General features: G+C 28.9%; 21 protein-coding genes and 1 riboswitch. Of the genes, 16 read left to right on the plus strand and 5 right to left on the minus strand.

The genetic code is table 11. The features are described from left to right. Positions 1-23 precede the first annotated feature (23 nt). The 5 genes from guaB to panB are packed head-to-tail and all read left to right on the plus strand — an operon-like array spanning position 24 to position 4,314. A complete protein-coding gene (guaB, locus tag AC5YGC_RS01345; protein WP_496139872.1) occupies positions 24-1,100 on the plus strand; it encodes an IMP dehydrogenase in 1,077 nt (358 codons plus the stop codon). Beyond that, positions 1,100-1,537: a tetratricopeptide repeat protein gene (locus tag AC5YGC_RS01350; RefSeq protein WP_496139874.1), complete on the plus strand. Its 438-nt coding sequence runs from the start codon at positions 1,100-1,102 to the stop codon at positions 1,535-1,537. Before guaB ends, AC5YGC_RS01350 begins: the two co-directional genes overlap by 1 nt. Continuing rightward, on the plus strand, positions 1,527-3,092 hold the full coding sequence (gene guaA / locus AC5YGC_RS01355; RefSeq protein ID WP_496139875.1) for a glutamine-hydrolyzing GMP synthase: 1,566 nt from the start codon (positions 1,527-1,529) through the stop codon (positions 3,090-3,092). The genes AC5YGC_RS01350 and guaA overlap by 11 nt, the downstream gene beginning before the upstream one ends. A 26-nt stretch (positions 3,093-3,118) precedes the next feature. Beyond that, the gene (locus AC5YGC_RS01360; protein ID WP_496139876.1) at positions 3,119-3,538 is read left to right on the plus strand and encodes a VOC family protein; all 420 of its coding nucleotides are present in this window, start codon (positions 3,119-3,121) and stop codon (positions 3,536-3,538) included. Positions 3,539-3,540: 2 nt separating this feature from the next. Further along, positions 3,541-4,314: a 3-methyl-2-oxobutanoate hydroxymethyltransferase gene (panB, locus tag AC5YGC_RS01365; protein WP_496139877.1), complete on the plus strand. Its 774-nt coding sequence runs from the start codon at positions 3,541-3,543 to the stop codon at positions 4,312-4,314. Between the two features lies 1 nt (position 4,315). On the opposite strand, the gene AC5YGC_RS01370 is transcribed toward panB, so the two are convergent. From AC5YGC_RS01370 to AC5YGC_RS01380, 3 genes are all read right to left on the minus strand, one after another. Beyond that, complete coding sequence (locus AC5YGC_RS01370) at positions 4,316-4,930, minus strand: YjbE family putative metal transport protein (protein ID WP_496139878.1); 615 nt, start codon at positions 4,928-4,930, stop codon at positions 4,316-4,318. A gap of 188 nt (positions 4,931-5,118) precedes the next feature. Next, entirely contained in the window at positions 5,119-5,640 is a 522-nt protein-coding gene (locus tag AC5YGC_RS01375; protein WP_496139879.1) for a tetratricopeptide repeat protein, read from the minus strand. Between the two features lie 3 nt (positions 5,641-5,643). Next, positions 5,644-6,417: a 5-oxoprolinase subunit PxpA gene (locus AC5YGC_RS01380; protein ID WP_496139880.1), complete on the minus strand. Its 774-nt coding sequence runs from the start codon at positions 6,415-6,417 to the stop codon at positions 5,644-5,646. 27 nt (positions 6,418-6,444) lie between these two features. Here AC5YGC_RS01380 and AC5YGC_RS01385 point away from each other — a divergent pair, with 27 nt between their 5' ends. The 8 genes from AC5YGC_RS01385 to AC5YGC_RS01420 all read left to right on the plus strand — a co-directional run bounded on the left by AC5YGC_RS01385 (position 6,445) and on the right by AC5YGC_RS01420 (position 15,478). Beyond that, the gene (locus tag AC5YGC_RS01385; protein ID WP_496139882.1) at positions 6,445-7,131 is read left to right on the plus strand and encodes a carboxyltransferase domain-containing protein; all 687 of its coding nucleotides are present in this window, start codon (positions 6,445-6,447) and stop codon (positions 7,129-7,131) included. Beyond that, entirely contained in the window at positions 7,124-8,077 is a 954-nt protein-coding gene (locus AC5YGC_RS01390) for a 5-oxoprolinase/urea amidolyase family protein (protein ID WP_496139883.1), read from the plus strand. Before AC5YGC_RS01385 ends, AC5YGC_RS01390 begins: the two co-directional genes overlap by 8 nt. Further along, entirely contained in the window at positions 8,064-8,957 is an 894-nt protein-coding gene (locus AC5YGC_RS01395) for an EamA family transporter (protein ID WP_496139884.1), read from the plus strand. The genes AC5YGC_RS01390 and AC5YGC_RS01395 overlap by 14 nt, the downstream gene beginning before the upstream one ends. Before the next feature lie 24 nt (positions 8,958-8,981). After that, positions 8,982-9,071: riboswitch (glycine riboswitch) on the plus strand. A 77-nt stretch (positions 9,072-9,148) separates the two neighbouring features. Further along, complete coding sequence (gene gcvT, locus AC5YGC_RS01400) at positions 9,149-10,255, plus strand: glycine cleavage system aminomethyltransferase GcvT (RefSeq protein ID WP_496139885.1); 1,107 nt, start codon at positions 9,149-9,151, stop codon at positions 10,253-10,255. Beyond that, positions 10,252-10,632 (plus strand): glycine cleavage system protein GcvH, encoded by a 381-nt coding sequence (gcvH, locus tag AC5YGC_RS01405; protein ID WP_271505016.1) that lies wholly within the window; start codon positions 10,252-10,254, stop codon positions 10,630-10,632. Before gcvT ends, gcvH begins: the two co-directional genes overlap by 4 nt. Further along, the gene (gcvP, locus tag AC5YGC_RS01410) at positions 10,633-13,491 is read left to right on the plus strand and encodes an aminomethyl-transferring glycine dehydrogenase (protein WP_496139887.1); all 2,859 of its coding nucleotides are present in this window, start codon (positions 10,633-10,635) and stop codon (positions 13,489-13,491) included. It abuts the gene before it with no gap. A gap of 12 nt (positions 13,492-13,503) precedes the next feature. Then, positions 13,504-14,748 carry an FAD-dependent oxidoreductase gene (locus AC5YGC_RS01415; RefSeq protein ID WP_496139888.1) on the plus strand — a complete coding sequence of 415 codons (1,245 nt, stop codon included), beginning with the start codon at positions 13,504-13,506 and terminating at the stop codon, positions 14,746-14,748. Further along, positions 14,741-15,478 (plus strand): DUF1365 domain-containing protein, encoded by a 738-nt coding sequence (locus AC5YGC_RS01420; RefSeq protein WP_502314032.1) that lies wholly within the window; start codon positions 14,741-14,743, stop codon positions 15,476-15,478. The genes AC5YGC_RS01415 and AC5YGC_RS01420 overlap by 8 nt, the downstream gene beginning before the upstream one ends. 61 nt (positions 15,479-15,539) lie before the next feature. Here the strand turns inward: AC5YGC_RS01420 and AC5YGC_RS01425 are convergent, their stop codons facing one another. Further along, positions 15,540-15,977 carry an Lrp/AsnC ligand binding domain-containing protein gene (locus AC5YGC_RS01425; protein WP_496139890.1) on the minus strand — a complete coding sequence of 146 codons (438 nt, stop codon included), beginning with the start codon at positions 15,975-15,977 and terminating at the stop codon, positions 15,540-15,542. A 153-nt stretch (positions 15,978-16,130) separates the two neighbouring features. On the opposite strand from AC5YGC_RS01425, the gene putA reads away from it, so the two are divergent. From putA to AC5YGC_RS01440, 3 genes are all read left to right on the plus strand, one after another. Then, positions 16,131-19,166 carry a bifunctional proline dehydrogenase/L-glutamate gamma-semialdehyde dehydrogenase PutA gene (putA, locus tag AC5YGC_RS01430; RefSeq protein WP_496139891.1) on the plus strand — a complete coding sequence of 1,012 codons (3,036 nt, stop codon included), beginning with the start codon at positions 16,131-16,133 and terminating at the stop codon, positions 19,164-19,166. Positions 19,167-19,286: 120 nt separating this feature from the next. After that, positions 19,287-20,465, plus strand: a complete 1,179-nt coding sequence (locus tag AC5YGC_RS01435) for a class I SAM-dependent methyltransferase (RefSeq protein WP_496139892.1) — start codon at positions 19,287-19,289, stop codon at positions 20,463-20,465. 13 nt (positions 20,466-20,478) lie between these two features. Beyond that, complete coding sequence (locus AC5YGC_RS01440; RefSeq protein WP_496139893.1) at positions 20,479-21,027, plus strand: DUF3833 family protein; 549 nt, start codon at positions 20,479-20,481, stop codon at positions 21,025-21,027. Here the strand turns inward: AC5YGC_RS01440 and AC5YGC_RS01445 are convergent. Then, positions 21,024-21,785 (minus strand): SDR family NAD(P)-dependent oxidoreductase, encoded by a 762-nt coding sequence (locus tag AC5YGC_RS01445; protein ID WP_496139894.1) that lies wholly within the window; start codon positions 21,783-21,785, stop codon positions 21,024-21,026. The two genes, AC5YGC_RS01440 and AC5YGC_RS01445, sit on opposite strands and share 4 nt — an antisense overlap.

Genomic DNA, 21,785 nt, shown 5'->3' on the forward strand with positions numbered 1-21,785 from the left:
AAGGGAATCATATATAAATGATTATGGATCCTATAAAAGAAGCTCTCACCTTTGATGACGTCACACTGGCACCAAAATACTCAGAAGTTCTACCTTCCGAAGTTGATACCAGCACAAAATTATCATCTAATTTAACATTAAAAGTACCTTTATTATCCTCTGCAATGGATACGGTTACAGAGAGTAAAATGGCTATAGCAATAGCTAAAGCTGGAGGTATTGGTGTAATTCATAGAAACCTTGATATTAAAAAACAAATTGACGAAATTAAAAAGGTAAAAAAATTAAACTTATTAGTTGGTGCGGCTGTTGGAGCTGGTCCATTAGAGCTTAAAAGGGCAGAAGCTATTTTAAAAGAAAAAGTGGATCTAATTGTTGTTGATACAGCCCATGGACATAGCAAAAAAGTTGCAGAAATTATTAAAGCTATAAAAAAATTAAAAACAAATAAAACAACTCTATGTGCTGGAAATATTGCAACTGCAGAAGCTGCAAAATTTTTAATAAAATTAGGAGTAGATATTGTTAAGGTTGGAATTGGACCAGGATCAATCTGTACAACTAGACTAGTTGCTGGTATTGGTGTGCCTCAGTTAAGTGCAATACTTGCTGTTAAAAAAGGTGTTAAAAATAATAAAATAAAAATCATTTCAGATGGTGGAATTAAATATTCTGGTGATTTAGCTAAGGCACTGTCAGCAGGTGCTGATGCAATAATGATAGGTTCTTTGTTTGCAGGAAGCCTAGAAACGCCTGGAAAACTAATTAAGAAAAATGGTAAGTTATTTAAAAGTTTTAGAGGAATGGGGTCTGTTGGAGCAATGAATAAAGGTTCAGCTGATAGATATTTTCAAACCAAACAAAAAGATATATCTAAATATGTTCCTGAAGGAGTAGAAGGTTTTGTAAAATACAAAGGTGATGTTAAAAGTATAATTTATAAATTAATTGGAGGCTTAAAATCATCTATGGGCTATCTAGGTGCAAAAAAAGTTCCAAATCTTAAAAATAAACCTAATTTTGTAAAAATAACAAAAGCAGGTTTTTATGAAAGTATGGTTCATAATATTGATGAAGTAAAAAATGAGAGCAAGTATTAATGAAAAAAATAAATAAATTAACAATTGTGCTATTTATGTTTTTAAATTTTGGCAGCTATTCTTTAGCAGAAAACAATTTTTTTGAAAAAGGAAAAAATAAATATGACGAACAGAAATATGAAGAATCTAAATTTTTATTTCAAAGAAGCATTGTTTTTAACCCGAAGGATCAAAACTCATATTTATATTTAGCAAAAATTTATAATTTTGAAGAGAATAAAAAAGAAGAACAAAAAAATATAGATACAGTGCTCTTACTAAATCCTAAAAATGAAGAAGCAAATTATATGCTTATGGAAATAGAGTTAAAAAGATCCAATTATTCCAAAGTAAAAGAATTAGCAGATAATTTTTCTAAAATTTGTAATAAATTATGTAATAAAAAAAATTCTATTTTAGAATCCTTAAAGAATTCGGAACCTAAAAATGAGTCTTAATAATAATTTAAGTAAAATTTTAATCATTGATTTTGGTTCTCAATTTACACAATTAATTGCAAGAAGAGTAAGGGAATTAGGGGTTTTTTCAGAAATTGTTAGTCACAAAAAAATAAAGATAACCCAAATTACAAAAGAAAATATTGCTGGGATAATTCTATCTGGTGGCCCGCTTAACGTTTATGAAAATGATAAATTTAAATTTGATAAAAAAATTTTGAAATTAGGAGTTCCAATCTTAGGTATATGTTTTGGACACCAGATTTTGTCAAAACTATTAGGAGGTAAAGTTAAAAAATCAAAACACGGAGAGTTTGGTCTTGCTACTATAAATAAAGTGTCAAATAGTATTTTAACCAAAAATTTTTTTAATAAAGATAAGACAAGTAATGTTTGGATGAGCCATGCTGATCAAGTATCCAAAATGCCAAGAAATTTTAAAGTTATAGCATCCACAAAAAATTCTAAATTAACAATAATTGAAAATACTAAAGATAATTTTTATGGTGTGCAATTTCATCCAGAAGTAACACACACAGATAAAGGTAAAATTTTATTACGCAATTTTGTTTTTCTTGTATGCAAAATTAAAAAAAATTGGTCCTCGAAAGATCAAAAATTAAAATTAATTAATGAAATTAAAGAACAGGTAGGTAACAACAAGGTAATTTGTGGATTGTCAGGTGGTGTCGATAGTAGTGTCGTTGCACAATTGTTAAGTAAAGCAATTGGAAAAAATTTAACTTGTATTTTTGTTAACAATGGTCTTTTAAGAAAAAATGAAGAAACGCAAGTAGTTAATACATTTAAGAAAAAATTAAAGATGAATTTAATTTATGTTAATGCAGAAAAAGAATTTATTACAAAATTAACAAATGTTTCTGATCCAGAAAAAAAACGAAAAATTATAGGAAATCTATTTATTAAAATATTTGAAAGATATGCTAATAAAATTAAAAATGTTCAATTTCTTGCTCAAGGCACTCTTTATCCGGACTTAATTGAAAGTAAATCTGTTACAGGTAGTCAAACCTCAAAAATAAAATCACATCATAATGTGGGTGGCCTTCCCAAAAAAATGAAATTAAAATTAGTAGAACCTCTTAAATTTTTATTTAAAGATGAAGTTAGAAAATTAGGGTTAGAACTTAATTTATCAAATGATATAATTTCCAGACATCCGTTTCCTGGTCCAGGCTTAGCAATAAGATTGCCTGGCATTATAACAAATGAAAAAATTAAAATTTTGAAAGAAGCAGATTATTATTTTATTAAAGCTCTAAGAGATCATGGATTATATGATAAAATTTGGCAAGCTTACGCTGCTTTGCTACCAGTAAAAACTGTGGGTGTTATGGGAGATAATCGTACTTATGAACATATTTGTTTATTAAGAGCAATTACATCTGAAGATGGAATGACTGCTGATTTTTTTGATTTTCCTAAAGGTTTCATGCAATCAATCTCTAATCAAATTATTAACAATATTAGTGGAATTAATAGAGTAGTCTACGACGTTACTTCTAAACCACCTAGTACCATTGAATTAGAGTAATACTTTACTATAGAGTACAAGATATTATGAAATATTTACACACCATGATTAGAATTTCTGACGTAGAGAAATCATTAAATTTTTACTGTAATGGACTAGGTTTAATTGAAACTAGAAGAATGGAGAGTGAGCAAGGTAGGTTTACTTTAATTTTTTTAGCAGCACCTGGTGATGAAAAAGCTGAATTAGAACTTACCTATAATTGGGATGGTGACAAGTTAGGTGATGGATCTCGTAATTTTGGTCATTTGGCATACCGTGTTGAAAATATTTATGAAACGTGTGAGAGGCTTAAAGATATGGGTTATACAATTAATAGGCCTCCTAGAGATGGCCATATGGCGTTTGTAAGATCTCCTGACAATATTTCTATAGAAATCTTACAAGAAGGAAATTTAGAAATTAAAGAACCGTGGGCATCAATGAAAAATGACGGTATTTGGTAAAAATGAATAATAAAATTATTGATTTTATTAAAAAAAAAAATAAATCTAAAATTATAAGTCTTACTGCTTACTCTAAAAATATTGCAGCGATTATAGATAAGCACTGTGATCTTGTCTTGGTAGGCGACTCCCTTGGTTCTGTACTTTATAATTTTTCTTCTACAAAAAAAGTGACATTAGATATGATGATTGAACATTCTAAAAGTGTTAGAATGGGTGTTAAAAAAAGCTTAATGGTAGTAGATATGCCTCATAATACTTACCGAAACCCAAAAGAAGCCTTAAGTAATGCAAAAAAAATAATTTCTAAAACAAAGTGTGATGCTATCAAGCTTGAAGGTGGTAAAAAAGTCGTTCAAATAATTAAATCTTTAATTAAGAATAAAATTCCAGTAATGGGACATCTTGGTGTTCTTCCACAATCTGCAACAAATTTTAAATTTAAAGGAAAAGAAATAGCAGAAAGAAAAATTATTTTAAGAGACTCTAAGCTTTTAGAAGAAGCTGGTGTATTTTCAATTGTTTTAGAATGTGTTGAAAGCTCATTGGCAAAAGAAATTACAAAAACTATTAAAGTTCCTACAATTGGTATTGGAGCATCAGTACACTGTGATGGACAAGTTTTAGTTACAGATGATCTTATAGGACTAAATAAAATGAAAGCTAGATTTGTTAAACGATATTCAAATATTGAAAAACAAATAAATGATGCTGCACTAAAGTTTAAGAAAGATGTAGTTACAAGTAAGTTTCCTACCAAGAAACATTCATACTAAATTAAAAGTATTGTTTAAATGTTTCGTTAATTGATAAAACACCATAATCATTTAATCCACCAATTATTAATTGTAATGCCACAATTAAAATAAATCCTAAGCCTATGTAGGCTATCCATAAGTGTTTTTGAATATAATTTGCTAAATAAGTAGCTAATGCCCCAGTTAATACTACAGACAAAATAAGACCAAATATCATGAAGCCAAAATAACCTTTTGCAGCACCAACCACTCCAATAACATTATCAAAGCTTATCGTAATATCTGCAAATAAAACTTTATAAATACTTTTTACAAATGAAGGTTCTGTTGATTTTTTTACTGGTGATTTAATCTTATTCTTCATTTCAACTAAATCTTTCCTTAAATCATTAACAATCCAAATTAGAAGTAGCCCACCTAAAATTTTAATATAATAAAATTCAAATAGATAAGTAGCAAAAAGAGCAAAAATAATTTTAAAAATTAAAGCTCCAGCAACACCCCAGAGAATTATTTGCTTTCTATTTTTTGGTACAAAGTTAGCGGCAATTAAACCGATAATAATAGCGTTATCAGCAGCTAAGATGATATCTATAAAGATGATTTGGGTTAAAATTATGAATTCTTCAATCAAGATTTTTTTATAATATTAAATAAATATTATAATTCAAGAAAAAGTATTTAATGAATAAAAAAAAGCGACCACATTAATGATCGCCTTCGATAGTATTAGTCTAAATTATTTTTGAGACCAAGTTGGCAACGGGTATTGCAATTTACATGCAGCTAGCTTCAATTGGATTTTAAATATTGAGCATAAATTTAATATTTAGATTTTTTAGTTCCTTCAATTATTTCTTTTAGTTCATCAAATTCTTCACAGTTGCAGGTTTTTAAAACTTCTAATCTTTCTTTAGCCATATCCATTCTATTAGTAGCCACGTAAAGCTCACCAAGGTACTCATTTATTCCATTATGATCGGGCTCAATTTGTAGGCCTTGTAAGTAAAATTCTTCACCCCCTTCATAATCTCCAAGTTTTCTGGTAGTAAAACCTAAATAATTTAAAGTATCTGCCTGTAGCGGTTTTTGCTCATTAGATTTTAAAAGAAGTTTTTGTGCTTTCGCATATCTTTTTTGAGCCTTTTCAGTTTTGCCTTTTTTTTCATATTTTTTTGCAGCTTTAATCAAATTTTTTGCTTTTGTGTAGTCTGATAATTTAGGAGCAGAATCTCTTTCATCGCCACCGCTATTTCCAGAAGAACTGCTATCACTACTCCCTGCAGAAAATGAATTATTAGTAAGTGCTATAATTATTAGTAAAGTATATATATATTTTTTCATTTTTTAATTAAATTTATTCATTTTATTTAAAGGTTTTAATATTAACCCATTATTAACTAAATTATCTTTAATAGATTTTGCAGTTGCTAATGAACTTTCATTATCACCATGTATGCAAACTGAGTCAATTTCACAAGGTATTTGTTTACCACTGAGACAATTTATTGCCTGATTTTTAACCATATTTAATACATGTTTCTTTGCAATATCTGGATCAGTGATTAAAGCATTTGGCTTTTTTCTAGAGATTAAATTACCGTCATCTTCATAATTTCTATCTGCAAATATTTCACAAGCTATTCTCATACTATTTTTCTTCGCGGCAACTTCCATTTGTGAACCAGTTGGGACAAGGTAAATAATATCTTTATCAATTTCTTTAATAGCTACTGCTAACGTAGTGGCTAATTCTAAGTCTTCACAAGCCATATTATTAAGTGCTCCATGTGGTTTAATATGGGTTATGTTTTCATTATATTTTTGAGCAATTTTTTGTAATATTTCATATTGCCCAAAAATTAGTTTTTTTATTTCTAAAGAATTTAAATTCATTCTTTTTCTTCCAAAGTTTTCAGGATCATTAAAAGAAGGGTGGGCACCCATACTAACACCATTTTTTTTTGAAATTTGAATAACCATATCCATTGTTTGTTCATCTCCCGCATGGTAGCCACACGCAATGTTGGCAGAATTTACAATATTAAGTAATTCTGGATCATTCTTAATAGAATGAAACTTAGATTTTTCTCCTAAATCACAATTGATATTAATTTCCATACTCTTTAGTCTGGAGTATAACATGGCATGGTTAAAAATATATCAAATCTTGGTGATGCAGCTGTATATTGTGATTTTGGCTCAGAAGTTAATGAAGCAATAAATGCAAGTGTCATAGATTATTTTCACCATATATCAAAATTAATAAAAGATAAAAAGATTGAAGGAATAACTAATTTAACACCTTCTTATAATAAATTAATCATTAGTTTTGATTTAACTATAACCAACTATAAAAAAATCAAAAATTTTATAGAAGGTTTAACTATTAATAGAGATATTAAAAATAATAATCAAAAAATTAAGATCCCAGTTTGTTGTGATGATGAGTATGGATTAGATTTTTTAAGGCTAATTGAAAAATTGAATATAGATAAAGATAAAATATTAGAACTGTATTTTGGCAAAGAATATTTTTGTTATATGACAGGTTTTATCGCTGGAATGCCTTTTTTAGGAGATCTTAATGAAAATATTAGATGCGATAGATTGGAAACACCAAGATTAAAGATGCCTAAAGGATCGGTAGGAATAACAGAACAATTTGCAAATATTTATACTTTTGAAAGTCCTGGTGGTTGGAATATTATTGGTAACACACCAAAGAAAATTTTTGATGATAAAAATTTAGCTCAACCAGCTCTAGTTAATCCTGGCGATAAAGTAAGTTTTTATCAAATAACAAAAGAAGAATATTTAAATTGGAATGAATAAAACATATTTTGAAATTTTAAGAGCGGGGGTTAACACTACCATTCAAGATAAAGGTAGAAATCACTTATATCACGTTGGAATTGCAGTAAGTGGTGCAATTGACCAGAGAAATTACACATTATCAAATAGATTGGTTGATAATCAATTAAATGAGCCTGTAGTAGAGTTTGCATACCAAGGCCCTCTTTTAAAGTTAAAGAATGGAAAAATTAATTTTGCAATATCTGGAGATATTTTTTTTAAGATTATTAGAAAGAATTTAGAGGTTGAAGAAGGCGAGTGTTACAAAAGTTATTTTTTAGATGAAGAGGATCAAGTAGATATAATATCAACTAAAAATTCTACGTATGGATATTTAGCTGTTAATGGTGGCTTTGATCTAGAAAAAACCTGGGGTAGCTATTCTATAAATACCAAAGCAAATATTGGACCAAATGATGGAAAAAAATATTCGTTAAATGATAAAATTTTTATTAAAAAAATCGATATCAAAAACTCAATAAACAAAAAAATAAATTTTGATTATTCTACTGATAACATCATTAGAATTATTAAAGGTACAAATTTTGACTATTTTTCTAAGGACGCAATAGACAAATTTTTTAATGAAGATTTTTTAATCACGAACCTTGTTGATAGGATGGGAATAAGATTAAAAGGTCCTAAATTAGAAAACATAAAAAACACCAACATCAAATCAGAAGGTCTAGTTAGAGGAGTTATTCAGGTACCTGCTGATGGTAATCCAATAATAATGTTGTCTGATCATGGAACAGTTGGAGGATATCCAAAGATTGGTGTAGTTATTACTGCCGATCTTGATTTAGTTGGGCAATTAACCCCTGGAACAAAAATAAACTTTAAGGAAGTAAGTCTTGAAGAAGCTCAGAATATATTTAAAGCATACACAGAAGATACAAAAAGATATTTAAATGAATGTAATTAATAAAATTCCAGGTCCATTACTGATTTTTATGGGAGCTTTAAGTTTAAGTTTTGGTGGGCTTATTGTAAAAAAATTTGAAGGCTCTACAGAGTGGCAAATTCTTTTTTGGAGATCTTTATTTTTTACACTTACAGTTTTAGCGTTTCTAATAATTACCTATAAAAAGAAAACCTTAAGCTCTTTCTATAAATCTGGATTACCAGGTTTTTTTGGGGGCATTGTATTATCATTCGGATTTTGTGGTTATGTATATGCAATGTCAAATACATCAGTTGCTAATACTAATTTTATAATCTCATTACAGATTTTATTTCTTGCAATTTTTGGTTACTTATTTTTAAAAGAAAAAATTTCAACAATAACTCTAGTTTCAATAATATTAGCAATAACAGGAGTTACTTTAATGGTTGGCAATGATCTTAGACCAGGTAATCTTTCAGGAAACTTAGCTGCATTTACAATGCCTATCACATTTGCAGTCTTAATCATGATAGTAAGAAAATTTCCTACAGTAGACATGATACCTGCTCAATTTGTTGCTGGTGTAAGCTCATGTTTAATAGGGTTAAGTGTATGTATTTACTATTCACATAGTTTAATGGTTTCACCTAATGATATATTTTTAGGTTTCTTAGCAGGCTTTTTCCAAGTTGGTTTTGGTTTTATATTCATTACCATTGGTGCACGTAGCACACCTTCAGCAATGGTTGGAGTAATTATGTTATCCGAATCTGTTTTAGGGCCCTTTTGGGCTTTTTTATTTGCAGGTGAACGGGCATCATTATTTACATTAATTGGAGGTGCAATTATTCTATTTGCTGTTTTACTTCAGTTTTCATCGTTGCTTTTATCTAATAAAAAAGAAAAAATTATTAATTGACTCTGACATACATCTGGTAGATTATTGTTGTATACGGGAGAGACTACAGACTATCGTAGCGCCGAAGGAGCAACCACCCAGGAATCTCTCAGGCAAAAGGACCGTAACATATTAACTCTGGAAAGAGATTAAGTTCTCGCCGACGGAATAAAACTCTCAGGCACACATACAGATGGGTACAGTGAGTTAATATGGAAAATATAAAAACAGCACTTTACAATTTACACCAAAAGCATGGGGCTAAGTTTGTTCCATTTGCTGGTTATCAAATGCCAATTCAATATTCTAAAGGAATTATTGAGGAACATAAAAGTACAAGAGAAAATGCGGGTATTTTTGATGTATCACATATGGGTCAATTATTCATTAAAGGAGATGACACATTAGCAAAAAGTCTTGAAAGAATTTTTCCAGCTGAATTGAGTAACGCTAAATTAAATCAGTCAAAATATAGTTTTTTAATGAATGAAGAAGCAGGAATTTACGATGATTTGATTATCACTAAAGTTGAAGGCGGTTTTAACATTGTATTGAATGCTGCTTGTAAGAATACAGATTTTAAACTTTTATCTAAATTATTAGAAAATAAGTATGAAATGATTTTAAGTGAAGAATTATCTCTTATAGCAATACAGGGGCCAAAAGCAGTCCAAATATTAGAAAAAATAATCAATGGAGTATCAGATTTAAAATTTATGAATGGTGATACATTTAACTATCTTAAAGAAAATATTTATATCACAAGATCAGGCTATACAGGTGAAGATGGATTTGAAATATCTATAAAAAATGAAGATGCAGAAATGTTTGTGCAAAACCTCTTAGATGAAGGGGCCAGTTTAATTGGACTAGGTGCCAGAGATACCTTGAGATTAGAGGCGGGATTTTGTTTGTATGGTCATGACATGGATATTAATAAAAGCCCAGTAGAAGCTAATTTAAAATGGGCAATATCAAAGAATAGAATTCTTGAGGGTGGATTTATTGGATGTGAAAAGATTAAATCTCAAATTGAGAAAGGGGTAAGTAAGATCCGTGTAGGTATTAAGCCAGAAGGAAGAATTATAGCTAGAGAAAAAACATCAATATTTAGTGAAGATAATAAAAATATTGGGGAAATTACAAGTGGAACTTTCGGACCGAGTGTCCAAGCCCCAGTCGCCATGGGTTATGTAGAAAATTCATTTTCTAAAATTGATACTAAGGTTTTTTTAGAAGTGAGAGGAAAAAAATATCCGGCATTTATAAGTAATTTGCCATTTTATAAAAAAAGTTATGTGAAAGGAGTTAGCAAATGAGCGAAGTAAAATATTCAAAAGAACATGAGTGGATAAAATTAGATGGAGATACTGCTGTTATAGGAATCACACAACATGCAACCGAAATGCTAGGTGATATTGTTTTTGTAGAGCTACCAGAGATAGGGTCCTCTGTTGTTAAAGATGGTAATGCAGGAGTTGTAGAATCAACAAAAGCTGCAAGTGATATTTATACTCCTGTATCTGGAGAAATTATCGAAAACAATCAGGCAATTGTTGATGATCCTGCAAAGGTTAATAACGATCCAGAAAATGATGCATGGTTTTTTAAATTAAAAATTACTGATAAGTCTGAAATGGATTCATTAATGAATAAAGAAGAATACGAAAAATTTTCAAAAGAAAGTGGTAGTTAAATGTTAAAAAATGCTCAAAAAGATTTTATACAAAGACATATAGGTCCATCAGTTGATGAACAAAATGTTATGCTTAAAGAATTAGGCTATAAAAGTCTTGATGATTTAATAAAAGACACTGTACCAGAAAAAATCCTTCTTAAAGATGACTTAGATATTGGAGATCCAAACTCTGAATATAAAGCCCTTAGAAAACTAAAAGATATAGCTAAAAAAAATAAAGTTTACTCTAGCTTTATAGGAATGGGTTATTACGGAACTTATACACCATATGTAATACTTAGAAATATTTTAGAAAATCCAGGATGGTACACTTCTTATACTCCTTACCAGCCAGAAGTAGCACAAGGTAGATTGGAAATGTTATTAAATTTTCAACAAATGATAATTGACTTTACTGGAATGGATATTGCTAATGCCTCTCTTTTAGATGAAGGAACAGCAGCAGCAGAAGCTATGGGATTGAGTTATAGAATATCTAAGTCTGAATCTAAAAAAGTTTTTGTTTCAAAAAATTGTCACCCTCAAACTATCGATGTTATTAAAACAAGAGCTGAACCTTTAGGTTTAGAAATAATAGTTGGTGACGAAGATAAAGATATTAAAGAAGATATTATATGCGGTATTATTCAATACCCTGGCACCCTTGGAGATATAAAAGACCCAAGTGAGGCTATTAGTAAAATACATAAACATAATGGAAAAGCAGTTCTTGCATGTGATTTGTTAGCACTTGCTAAACTAAAAACACCTGCTGAGTTAGGTGCTGATATTGCAGTCGGTAGTTCACAACGTTTTGGAATTCCAATGGGTTATGGTGGTCCACACGCAGCATTTTTTGCTACAAAAGATGAGTATAAAAGATCAATGCCAGGTAGAATAGTAGGTGTCTCGGTAGATAAGCATGGAAAAAAAGCATACAGACTCGCACTTCAAACAAGAGAGCAGCATATAAGAAGAGATAAAGCCACGAGTAATATTTGTACTGCACAAGCATTATTAGCAATAGTCTCTGCAGCTTATGCTGTGTATCACGGTCCACAAGGTATTAAAAAAATCGCAGAAAGTGTCTCTCAACTGACTAAAAATTTTGCAGATAAACTAAAACAATCTGGTTATGAACTTTATTCAGATGATTTTTTTGATACGGTAACAATAAAAACTCTAGATAAAACAGAAAAGATATACAAAAATGCTTTAGATCAAGGAGTAAATATCAGAAAAGTAAATTCTGAAATGTTAGCCGTGTCTTTTGATGAAAGAAAAAATCTTTATAGAGCAAATCAATTATTAAAAATTTTTAATTGTTCAGAAACAATTAAAGAATCTATGAATGAAAGTTTGTCTAATATTCCTAAAAATTTATTAAGAACTTCAACTTATTTAGATCATCCAGTTTTTAATAGATACCATTCAGAAACAGAAATGCTACGTTATCTAAAAAAATTAGAAGACTCTGACATTGCCCTAAATAAATCCATGATTGCTTTAGGATCGTGCACTATGAAACTTAATGCAGTTTCAGAAATGATACCAGTTACCTGGAAAGAATTTTCACAGCCACATCCTTTTTCTCCAGTTGAACAAATGGATGGTTATAGGGAATTATTTACAGATTTAAAAAACTGGCTAAGGTCAATTACTGGATTTTCTGGAGTTTCATTACAACCAAATGCTGGAGCTCAAGGTGAGTTTGCTGGCTTAATGGTAATACGTAAATTTCATGAAAAAAATGGTGAAACAAATCGTAATGTTTGTTTAATACCAAGCTCTGCACATGGAACTAATCCAGCAAGTGCTCAAATGGTTGGTATGAAAGTAGTTGTTGTGAAATGTGATCAATATGGAAACGTGGACTATGAAGATTTAAAAAATAAAGCTGAAGAACATTCGGAAAATTTAGCTGCTCTTATGGTTACTTACCCATCAACACATGGTGTTTTTGAGGAAAAAATAACTGATATTTGTGAATTAATTCATAATCATGGTGGACAAGTTTATATGGATGGAGCAAACTTAAATGCGTTAGTTGGAATTGCAAAACCAGGTAATTTTGGACCAGATGTTTGTCATATAAATTTACATAAAACGTTTTGTATACCACACGGCGGTGGAGGACCTGGCATGGGACCAATAGCATGTAAAAAGCATTTAGAAATATTTTTACCAAAGCATTCTGTAATTAAAGATTGTGGCCCGGTCACAGGAATGGGAGCAGTATCTGCAGCACCTTGGGGCAGCTCAAGTATTTTATCAATTTCATGGATGTATATAAAGATGATGGGCTCTGAAGGTTTAAGAAAAGCATCACAAGTTGCAATACTAAATGCAAATTACATTGCACATAAATTAAAAGACTCTTTTCCAATTTTGTATAAGGGTAAAAGTGGCAATGTAGCTCATGAATGTATCATTGATATTAGAACAATAAAAAGTGAAACAGGGATTACAGAAGAAGATATTGCAAAGCGATTGATTGATTTTGGCTATCATGCTCCAACAATGTCCTGGCCTGTTGCTGGTACAATGATGATTGAGCCTACTGAAAGTGAAAGTTTGAGTGAAATTGATAAGTTTTGCTCTACTCTTATAAAGATAAAACAAGAGATAAATAAAATTCAGTCTGGCAAATATGATAAGACTGACAACCCATTGAAGAATGCGCCACATACTCACGTTGAATTAACATCCAATAAGTGGGATCATAAGTATGAAAGAGAAGAGGCCGCTTATCCTTCAGATTTTTTAAGAACAAATAAATATTGGCCTCCAGTTGGTAGAGTAGATAATGTTTATGGAGATAAAAACTTGTTTTGCACATGTCCATCTATGGAAGAGTACGAAGATACGGCAGCTTAGATATTTACCAAGATGAAAATTGCTGTAGTAGGTGCGGGTATATCAGGACTGAGTGCTGCTTATTACCTATCCAAAAAACATAAAGTAGATTTATTTGAAAAAGAAAATCATTTCGGTGGTCATGCAAATACAATAAAGGTCGCTTACAAACCTAATAAAGAAATTCTAATAGATATTGGATTTATGGTTTTTAATAAGCAAACATATCCAAATTTAATTAATTTTTTTTCAGAAAATAAAATAGAGATTGAAAAAAGCGATATGTCATTTTCTGTTACTGTAGAAAATAGTGACTTAGAATATTGTGGAAAAGGATTAGGTGGAATTTTTTCCAATAAAAAAAATTTATTTAATCCAAAATTCTTAAAAATGTTTTTTGAAATTTTAAGCTTTTATAAAAACTGTGAAAAAATAGAAATTAAAAAAATTAGTTCAATAACATTAGGAGAATATTTAAAAGAAATAAAAATTTCAGGTTATTTTATTAATTATCATATTATACCAATGGTATCTGCAATATGGTCGATGCCACCATATGAAGCAAAACAAATGCCATTATCTTTTTTTTTAAGTTTTTTTAAGAATCACGGGCTGTTTAAAATCAAAGATAGACCTCAATGGTTTACGGTTGCAAATCGGAGCAAAACTTATGTTGATAAAATAATAGGCCAAGTTAGTGGTGAACATTTTAAGAATTACAATATAAATAAAATTACCAGAAATGATTTAGGTGTTAAAATTTTTTATGGAGAGGAAAATGAGTTCTTTGATTATGATAAAGTTGTAATAGCAACCCATGCAGATGAAGCATTAAAGATAATTGACAATCCAACTCTAGATGAGGAGTCAATATTAAAAAAGTTTAAATATAGAGCTAACACTGCAGTAATACATTTTGATGAAAGTATTATGCCTAAAAATAAAAAAGCATGGTGTGCTTGGAATTCTTCAATGGATTCAGCTAATAATGAAAAGACAGCTGTAACATATTGGATAAACCAGTTACAAAATTTGAAGATAGATAGAGATATTTTTTTAACAATAAATCCATTTAAAGAAATTCCAAATGATAAAATATTTAAAAAAGTAGCATTTACTCACCCTTATTACGATACAGAAGCATTAACTAATCAAAGTAATCTACACAAAATTCAAAATAAAAAAAATATTTTATTTTGTGGCAGTTATTTTGGTTATGGTTTTCATGAGGATGGAATAAAGTCGTCTATTGATATGTTAAAAACGCTGAATGATTAAAAATTCTTATATTTATACAGGAAACGTAATTCATAAAAGATTTAAGCCCAAAATTCATAGCTTCAATTATAGTGTATTTTCGTTACTTATAGATTTATCAGAAATAAGCCTATTACACAAAACCCTAAAGATATTTTCATATAATAAATTTAATATTATTAGTTTTTTTGATAAAGACCATGGAGCAAGAGATGGAAGCTCTCTTAAGGACTGGGTTTTAGAAAATCTTAAAAAAAATAATATTGACACTAACAATATTCAAATAAAACTTTTATGCTACCCAAGAATATTTGGGTATGTATTTAACCCTTTAAGTGTTTTTTATGTATTTGACAAAAATTCTGATTTAATATCAATATTATATGAAGTTAAGAACACATTTGGCGAGCAACATGTTTATGTTTTTAAAACTGAAAAAGACCAAAATCTTATTCAACATGTGTGTAAGAAAAAATTTCATGTATCTCCATTTATTGAAATGAATTGTATTTATTTTTTTAGACTGTTGAAACCTGGTAATAAAATATCTGTAATAATTGACCTAAATGATCCAGTTGGCAAAATATTATACGCCTCACAAGATGGTATTAAAAGTGAATTAAATAATTACAATCTTATGAAATCTTATTTAAAACATCCATTGATGACATTTAAAATTATTATCGCAATACATTTTGAGGCATTTAAACTATGGACGAAAGGAATTAAATTTATAAAAAAAAAATTATAGTTAAAAACAATATTTCTATAGAAAATTAATATTAATTATTAAATTAAGGTTATCTCATGGACTATTCTTTTACACTCTCCATGGAAACAAATGTAGAAGTAGATGCAACATTTGGTAATGAGGATATTTTTTCAGATAACAGCAAACGATAAGTGTTTATATTGTTAGTTCTAACTTTTAATAAATAGTCAAAGTTTCCTGCAATCATATGGCATTGTTCAACAGCTTCTAATTTTTTTACCTCAGAATTAAATTGATCTAGTGCTTTAGCTCGTGTATCCGATAAAGAAATTTGAACAAAGGCTATGTGTGCTTTTTCTAACTTTTTAAAATTTATATGAGCATGATAGCCAAGAATATATTCTTGTTGTTCTAGTTTTTTGATTCTACTTTGGCATGGTGAAATCGATAAGTTAACAGCTTTTGCTAGCTCACTAAGTGTAGTTTGTGCATTCTTCGCTAGTAGTGAGATTAACTGTTTATCTATTTTATCTAACATAGTAAAATTTACCTATAATCGTTAATATACCATAATATTTGCTATTGAAAATATAGCAATTAGTAATTAATTCTTTTATTTACATTAATACAGTAATTATTTTTAGTCATTTTAGTCTAATTTTCTAGTAATTTATCAACAAAGTTATTTATTATGAATAATATATTCAAACACAAATATACTGACCAAGCTTCATTGGTTAATAACCATTTAATAAAAACCATTGGAAACTTTTCAGAAATTAATCACAGTAAAATTGATAACCTTTCACGTGAAATCATAGACAGCGCAATAAATTATAAAGAAATAAGCTCATTTGCTAAATTAATACATGAGTTTTCATTGACTAGTAACGAAGGTGTTGTTTTAATGTGTTTAGCAGAAGCATTACTTAGAATACCAGATGCCGCAACTATAAATGATTTAATTGAAGATAAAATTCCTATTGGAGATTGGAATAAACACATAAAGAATGAAAATGATGTTTTCGTAAACATTTCTTCTATAGCGTTTTTGTTAACAGGAAAAATAGTAGAAGAAAAACCTCAAGAAAATAAAAATATTTTAGTCAAGATGGTTAAAAATCTATCTGGACCATTATTAAGAAATGCCATTAAACAAGCAATAAATATTTTAGCTAAACAATTTGTATTTGAGCGAGATATAAAAAAAGCAATTAAACAAAGTGATAATAAAAAAAATAATAAATACACTTTTTCATTTGATATGCTTGGTGAAGCAGCAGTAACTTATGAAGATTCAGAAAGATATTACAGTCAATATGAAGAAGCTATTTTACAAACAGGAAAAAGTTTAAATCCACATAAAAAAAGTATTTCAATTAAGCTATCTTCATTACATCCAAGATACGAAAGAAACAAATTTGATTTACTAAAAAAAGAACTATTACCAAAAATTTTTAAACTTGTGGAATTAGGTAGAGAAAATAAAGTAGATATTTGTATTGATGCTGAGGAAGCTGATAGATTAAATTTATCACTTTTCATGTTTAAAGATATTATTGAAAGCAAATTAATTGACAATGTTTATCACGGTTTTGGATTTGCTATTCAAGCATATCAAAAAAGAACATTTTTCTTATTAGATTGGCTCAATGATTATTTACAAAGTGTTGATAAAAAAATTAATATTAGATTAGTCAAAGGTGCTTATTGGGATACAGAAATCAAAATCGCTCAAGAAGAAGGTTTTGAAAACTACCCTGTTTTTACTAAGAAATTTGCTACAGACATATCTTATCTAGCTTGTGCACATAAACTATTAGTAAATAAAAATATCTTTTCACAATTTGCCACTCATAATGCACATAGTATTTCTTATATTCATACTCTATTTAAAAACACTAATTTTGAATTCCAAAAATTGCATGGGATGGGTGATGAGATATATTCATTTTTAGAAAATAAACCTGATTTTAAATGTAGAGTATATGCTCCAGTAGGAGGCTATAAGGATTTGTTGCCATATTTAGTTAGAAGATTATTAGAAAATGGTGCAAATACGTCTTTTATTCATCAACTAAAATCCAAAAATTTTGATATTGATAAATTGATTCAATCACCATTTTTGAAGCTAGATAAGTTAAAAACTGACAAAATTCCTTTACCAATGAATATTTTGGGCAATAGAGATAATTCAAAAGGTCTGGATATAAGTGAAGAATCTGTGATTAATAATTATAAAGTTATAAAAAAACTAAATAATATAAATGCATTTTCGATTATAAATGGTGAAGACATAAAATCTGATAAAAAATTAGATATTATCTCACCAAGTGATTTTACCTTATTAGGTTCAAAATATTTTGCTACAGATCAAATTGTAGATGAAGCAATTAATAACCTCAAAGATTACTCTATATCGTGGAAAAATTTTCCAATTAAAAAAAAATCAGAAATTATTTTAAATTTTGCTAATTTAATTGAAGAAAATTTTAAGGAAATAATTGAAATTTGTGCACAAGAATCTGGCAAAAGTATTAAAAATTCTATAGCTGAAATTAGAGAGGCTGTTGATTTTTGCAGGTACTATTCTAAGGAAGCAAACTTAATATTTAAAGAACAAATTCTTAAAGGGCCAACAGGTGAACTTAATAGATATAGATTAATAGGAAAGGGATTAACTTTAGTAATTAGCCCATGGAATTTTCCTATAGCAATTTTTGTAGGTCAAACAATAGCTGCACTAATTACTGGTAATGTTGTTTTAACTAAACCTGCAGAACAATCCTCTTATGCAGCATATTTTATAATTAAACTTTTATTAAAAGCAGGACTACCTAACAATTCAATTGCCTTGATCTTGGGTGACGGTGCATTAATTTCCAACAAAGTTATTAATGATAAAAAACTTAGAAATGTTTTATTTACTGGCTCTCTAAATACAGCAAAAATTATCCAATCAAACTTACAAAAACAAGAGAGTATTACTAATTTTATTGCAGAAACAGGTGGTTTAAATTGTATGATTGTTGATAGCTCAGCTTTACCAGAACATGTTGTTAAAGATGTTGTGAATTCAGGATTTGATAGTGCCGGACAAAGATGTTCAGCTTGTAGAATTTTATGCGTAGAAGAAAATGTGTACAAAAAAATTAAAGATACATTAATTGGTGCAATGAATACTCAAAATATCGGAAACCCAGAAAAACTTTCAACAGATATTGGACCAGTAATTGATGAGGAGGCTTACAACAGTATAAAAAAACATATTGATAATTTTGATAATGTTTATCAAACAAATTTTCAAAATGATTTAGGATATTTCATTCCACCAACTTTAATAGAAATAAAAAAATTAAGTGATTTAAAAAATGAAGTTTTTGGTCCTGTAGTACATATTTTTAAATATAAAGCTTCAGAATTAAATGAATTAATTGATGACATTAATGATTTAGGTTTTGGTTTAACATTAGGTATCCACAGTAGATTAGATAAAACTATTGATAAAATCATTTCCAAAGCAGAAGTTGGAAACATTTATATTAATCGAAATATGATTGGAGCCGTTGTTGGTGTACAGCCATTTGGGGGCTTTGAAAAATCTGGAACAGGACCTAAGGCAGGGGGCCCTGAATACCTGAAAAGACTATGTTATGAACAAAGTATATCAAATAACACAGCAGCTATGGGTGGTAATGCATCCTTATTAGCTGAAGTTGATGACTAAACTTTACTAATAAATTATCTTAAACCTCTTACTTTGTCTGCAATTTTGCGTCATTTAACTTTTAAATAAAAAGAATTAAGTTTCCATTTAAGTAAAAATTAAAAAATATATTAAGAATTAATGTTAATTTATAAAATTTCAGATTCAATCGTATTTAGTGCATTAAAAAATATTAAGCATGGTTTTCTTGAAATTAAAAAGGTTAATGGAGAAGTTTTAAAATTTGGTAATCCAGATGATAATTTAAAAGTTTTCTTAGAAATTAAAGATGAAAGCCTTAATTATAATCTGATTAAAAGTGGCAGTGTTGGATTAGGTGAATCTTATATGAAAGATTTTTTTATAACAAATAACCTATCTGATTTAATTGAGTTAACTGCAAAAAATATAAATGTTATTTATAAATTTTCAGGTATTTTTGATTTACCATTCATTAATTTTTTAAAAAATAAAATTATAAAAAATACCAAAAACCGAAGCAAAGAAAACATTGCAAAACACTATGATTTGGGAAATGATTTCTTTTCTTTATGGCTTGATAAAACCTTAACTTATTCCAGCGCTATATTTGAGAGCCCTAAGCAAGATCTTTTCAATGCTCAGAATAATAAATACCAAAAATTGATTGATCTTTTAAAACCAACAAATGGAAGTAAAATTCTAGAAATTGGTTGTGGTTGGGGTGGATTTGCAGAATACCTGGGCACTAATTATGATGTTAAATTAGATTGTATCACCATTTCAAAAAAGCAATTTGAATTTGCAAAAGAAAGAATCCATAAATGTGGACTTAATGAAAAAGTAAATATTGAAATAAAAGATTATAGAGATTTAAAGAGTAAATATGATCATATAGCATCTATAGAAATGATAGAGGCAGTAGGACAAAACTATTTAGATAGCTATTTTAACACAATCAAGAATAATCTAACTTCATCAGGCACAGTGGGTATTCAAGCTATAACTATCGATGATAGCTTGTTTGATAGATATAAAAATAAACAGGACTTTATCCAAAAATATATTTTTCCTGGAGGTTTTTTACCTTCTAGAAATGAATTACAAAATTATGTTGATACTAATGGTTTAAAGTTTGATGAATACAATTCATATGCCAATCATTACTCTGATACTTTGATTATTTGGAGAGAGATATTTAATAAAAAGTGGGATTTGATTAAAGAGCAAGGTTTTGATTTAACATTTAAAAGAATGTGGGAATTTTACCTGTCTTATTGTGAGGCTGGCTTTAAATCAAAAAATATAGATCTAATTCAATTTTCATTACAAAATAAATAACAATAGGAGAGACATGATAAACTTTAAGAAATTTAAATTAACGGTATTAATAATTGCTTTATTCTTTACGGCAAGTTGTATAAACAATAACTCTATGAAACCAACAGATTTTAAAAATACAGAACCGTCAATGACTATAGAGAAATACTTTGATGGTCCTGTTAAAGCATGGGGTCTATTACAAGATCGAAGTGGCAAAGTTACTAGACAATTTAAAGCTGATATGTTTGGTAGTTTTGAGGGTGATATCTTAACTCTTAAAGAAGATTTCTATTGGACAGACGGTGAAAAACAAAACCGAATATGGAAAATCAAAAAAATTGATCAAAATTACTATGAAGGATCTGCACCTGATGTTGTAGGAACTGCTAAAGGGTTTCAATATGGATCTGCCTTTAAATTTGAATATGATTTAATGGTCCCTTTTAAAGGAAAGAATATTAAAGTTTCATTTGATGATTGGATTTTTAAACAAGACGAAGAGGTTGCTATCAATAGAGCCACATTAACAAAATTTGGATTTAAAGTGGGTGAGTTGACGGTATTCTTTAAGAAAAATTAGTAGTCAATTTTTTTCATACCTTTTTCAACTATCTTAAAATACCAGCTACTTGGAAGTATTCTTAGAGTTTTCATTATAAAGGTAAAAGCTTTTGGAAAATGGATTTCAAATCCCTTATTTTTGATTAAACCAATATAGATTTGTTCTGCAGCAAATTCTGGTGACTTTATCATGGGCATAGGAAAATCATTCTGGTCAGTCATTGGTGTTTTAATGAACCCAGGGCTTATCAGGGAAACACGCACGTTTACTCTTTTCATTTCAAAATATAAACTTTCTGCAAAACTTGTAAGTGCAGACTTTGATGCACAATAACCTCCAGCTGCAGGTAACCCTCTATAACCAGCAACTGAAGAAATTATAGATATTTGACCACCTTTTTTATTATTATAATATTCATAAATTGCGTTGATAGAATTCATTGTACCAAAGTAATTTACTTCCATAATTTTTCTTATTTTATCTAAGTTAAATTTTTTTTCAGATTTTGGATCATGTATCCCGGTACCAAACACACAAATTTCAATATTTTCAAATTTTTTTACAATATCATTGAAGATAGCTTTACATTGCTCTGTATTTGTAACATCTAAAGGAAATGAATGGATATTTTCATTCTCAGTATGCAACTCTTGTAATAAGTTTTCTCGTCTAGCTGAGGCAGCAACTGTCCATCCTTCTTTAGCAAATTTTAGAGCTAAAGACCTACCAATTCCACTACTAGCGCCGGTGATCCAAATTACTTTTTTATCATTCAT

It is taken from the genome of Candidatus Pelagibacter sp. uisw_138, from assembly GCF_059512485.2.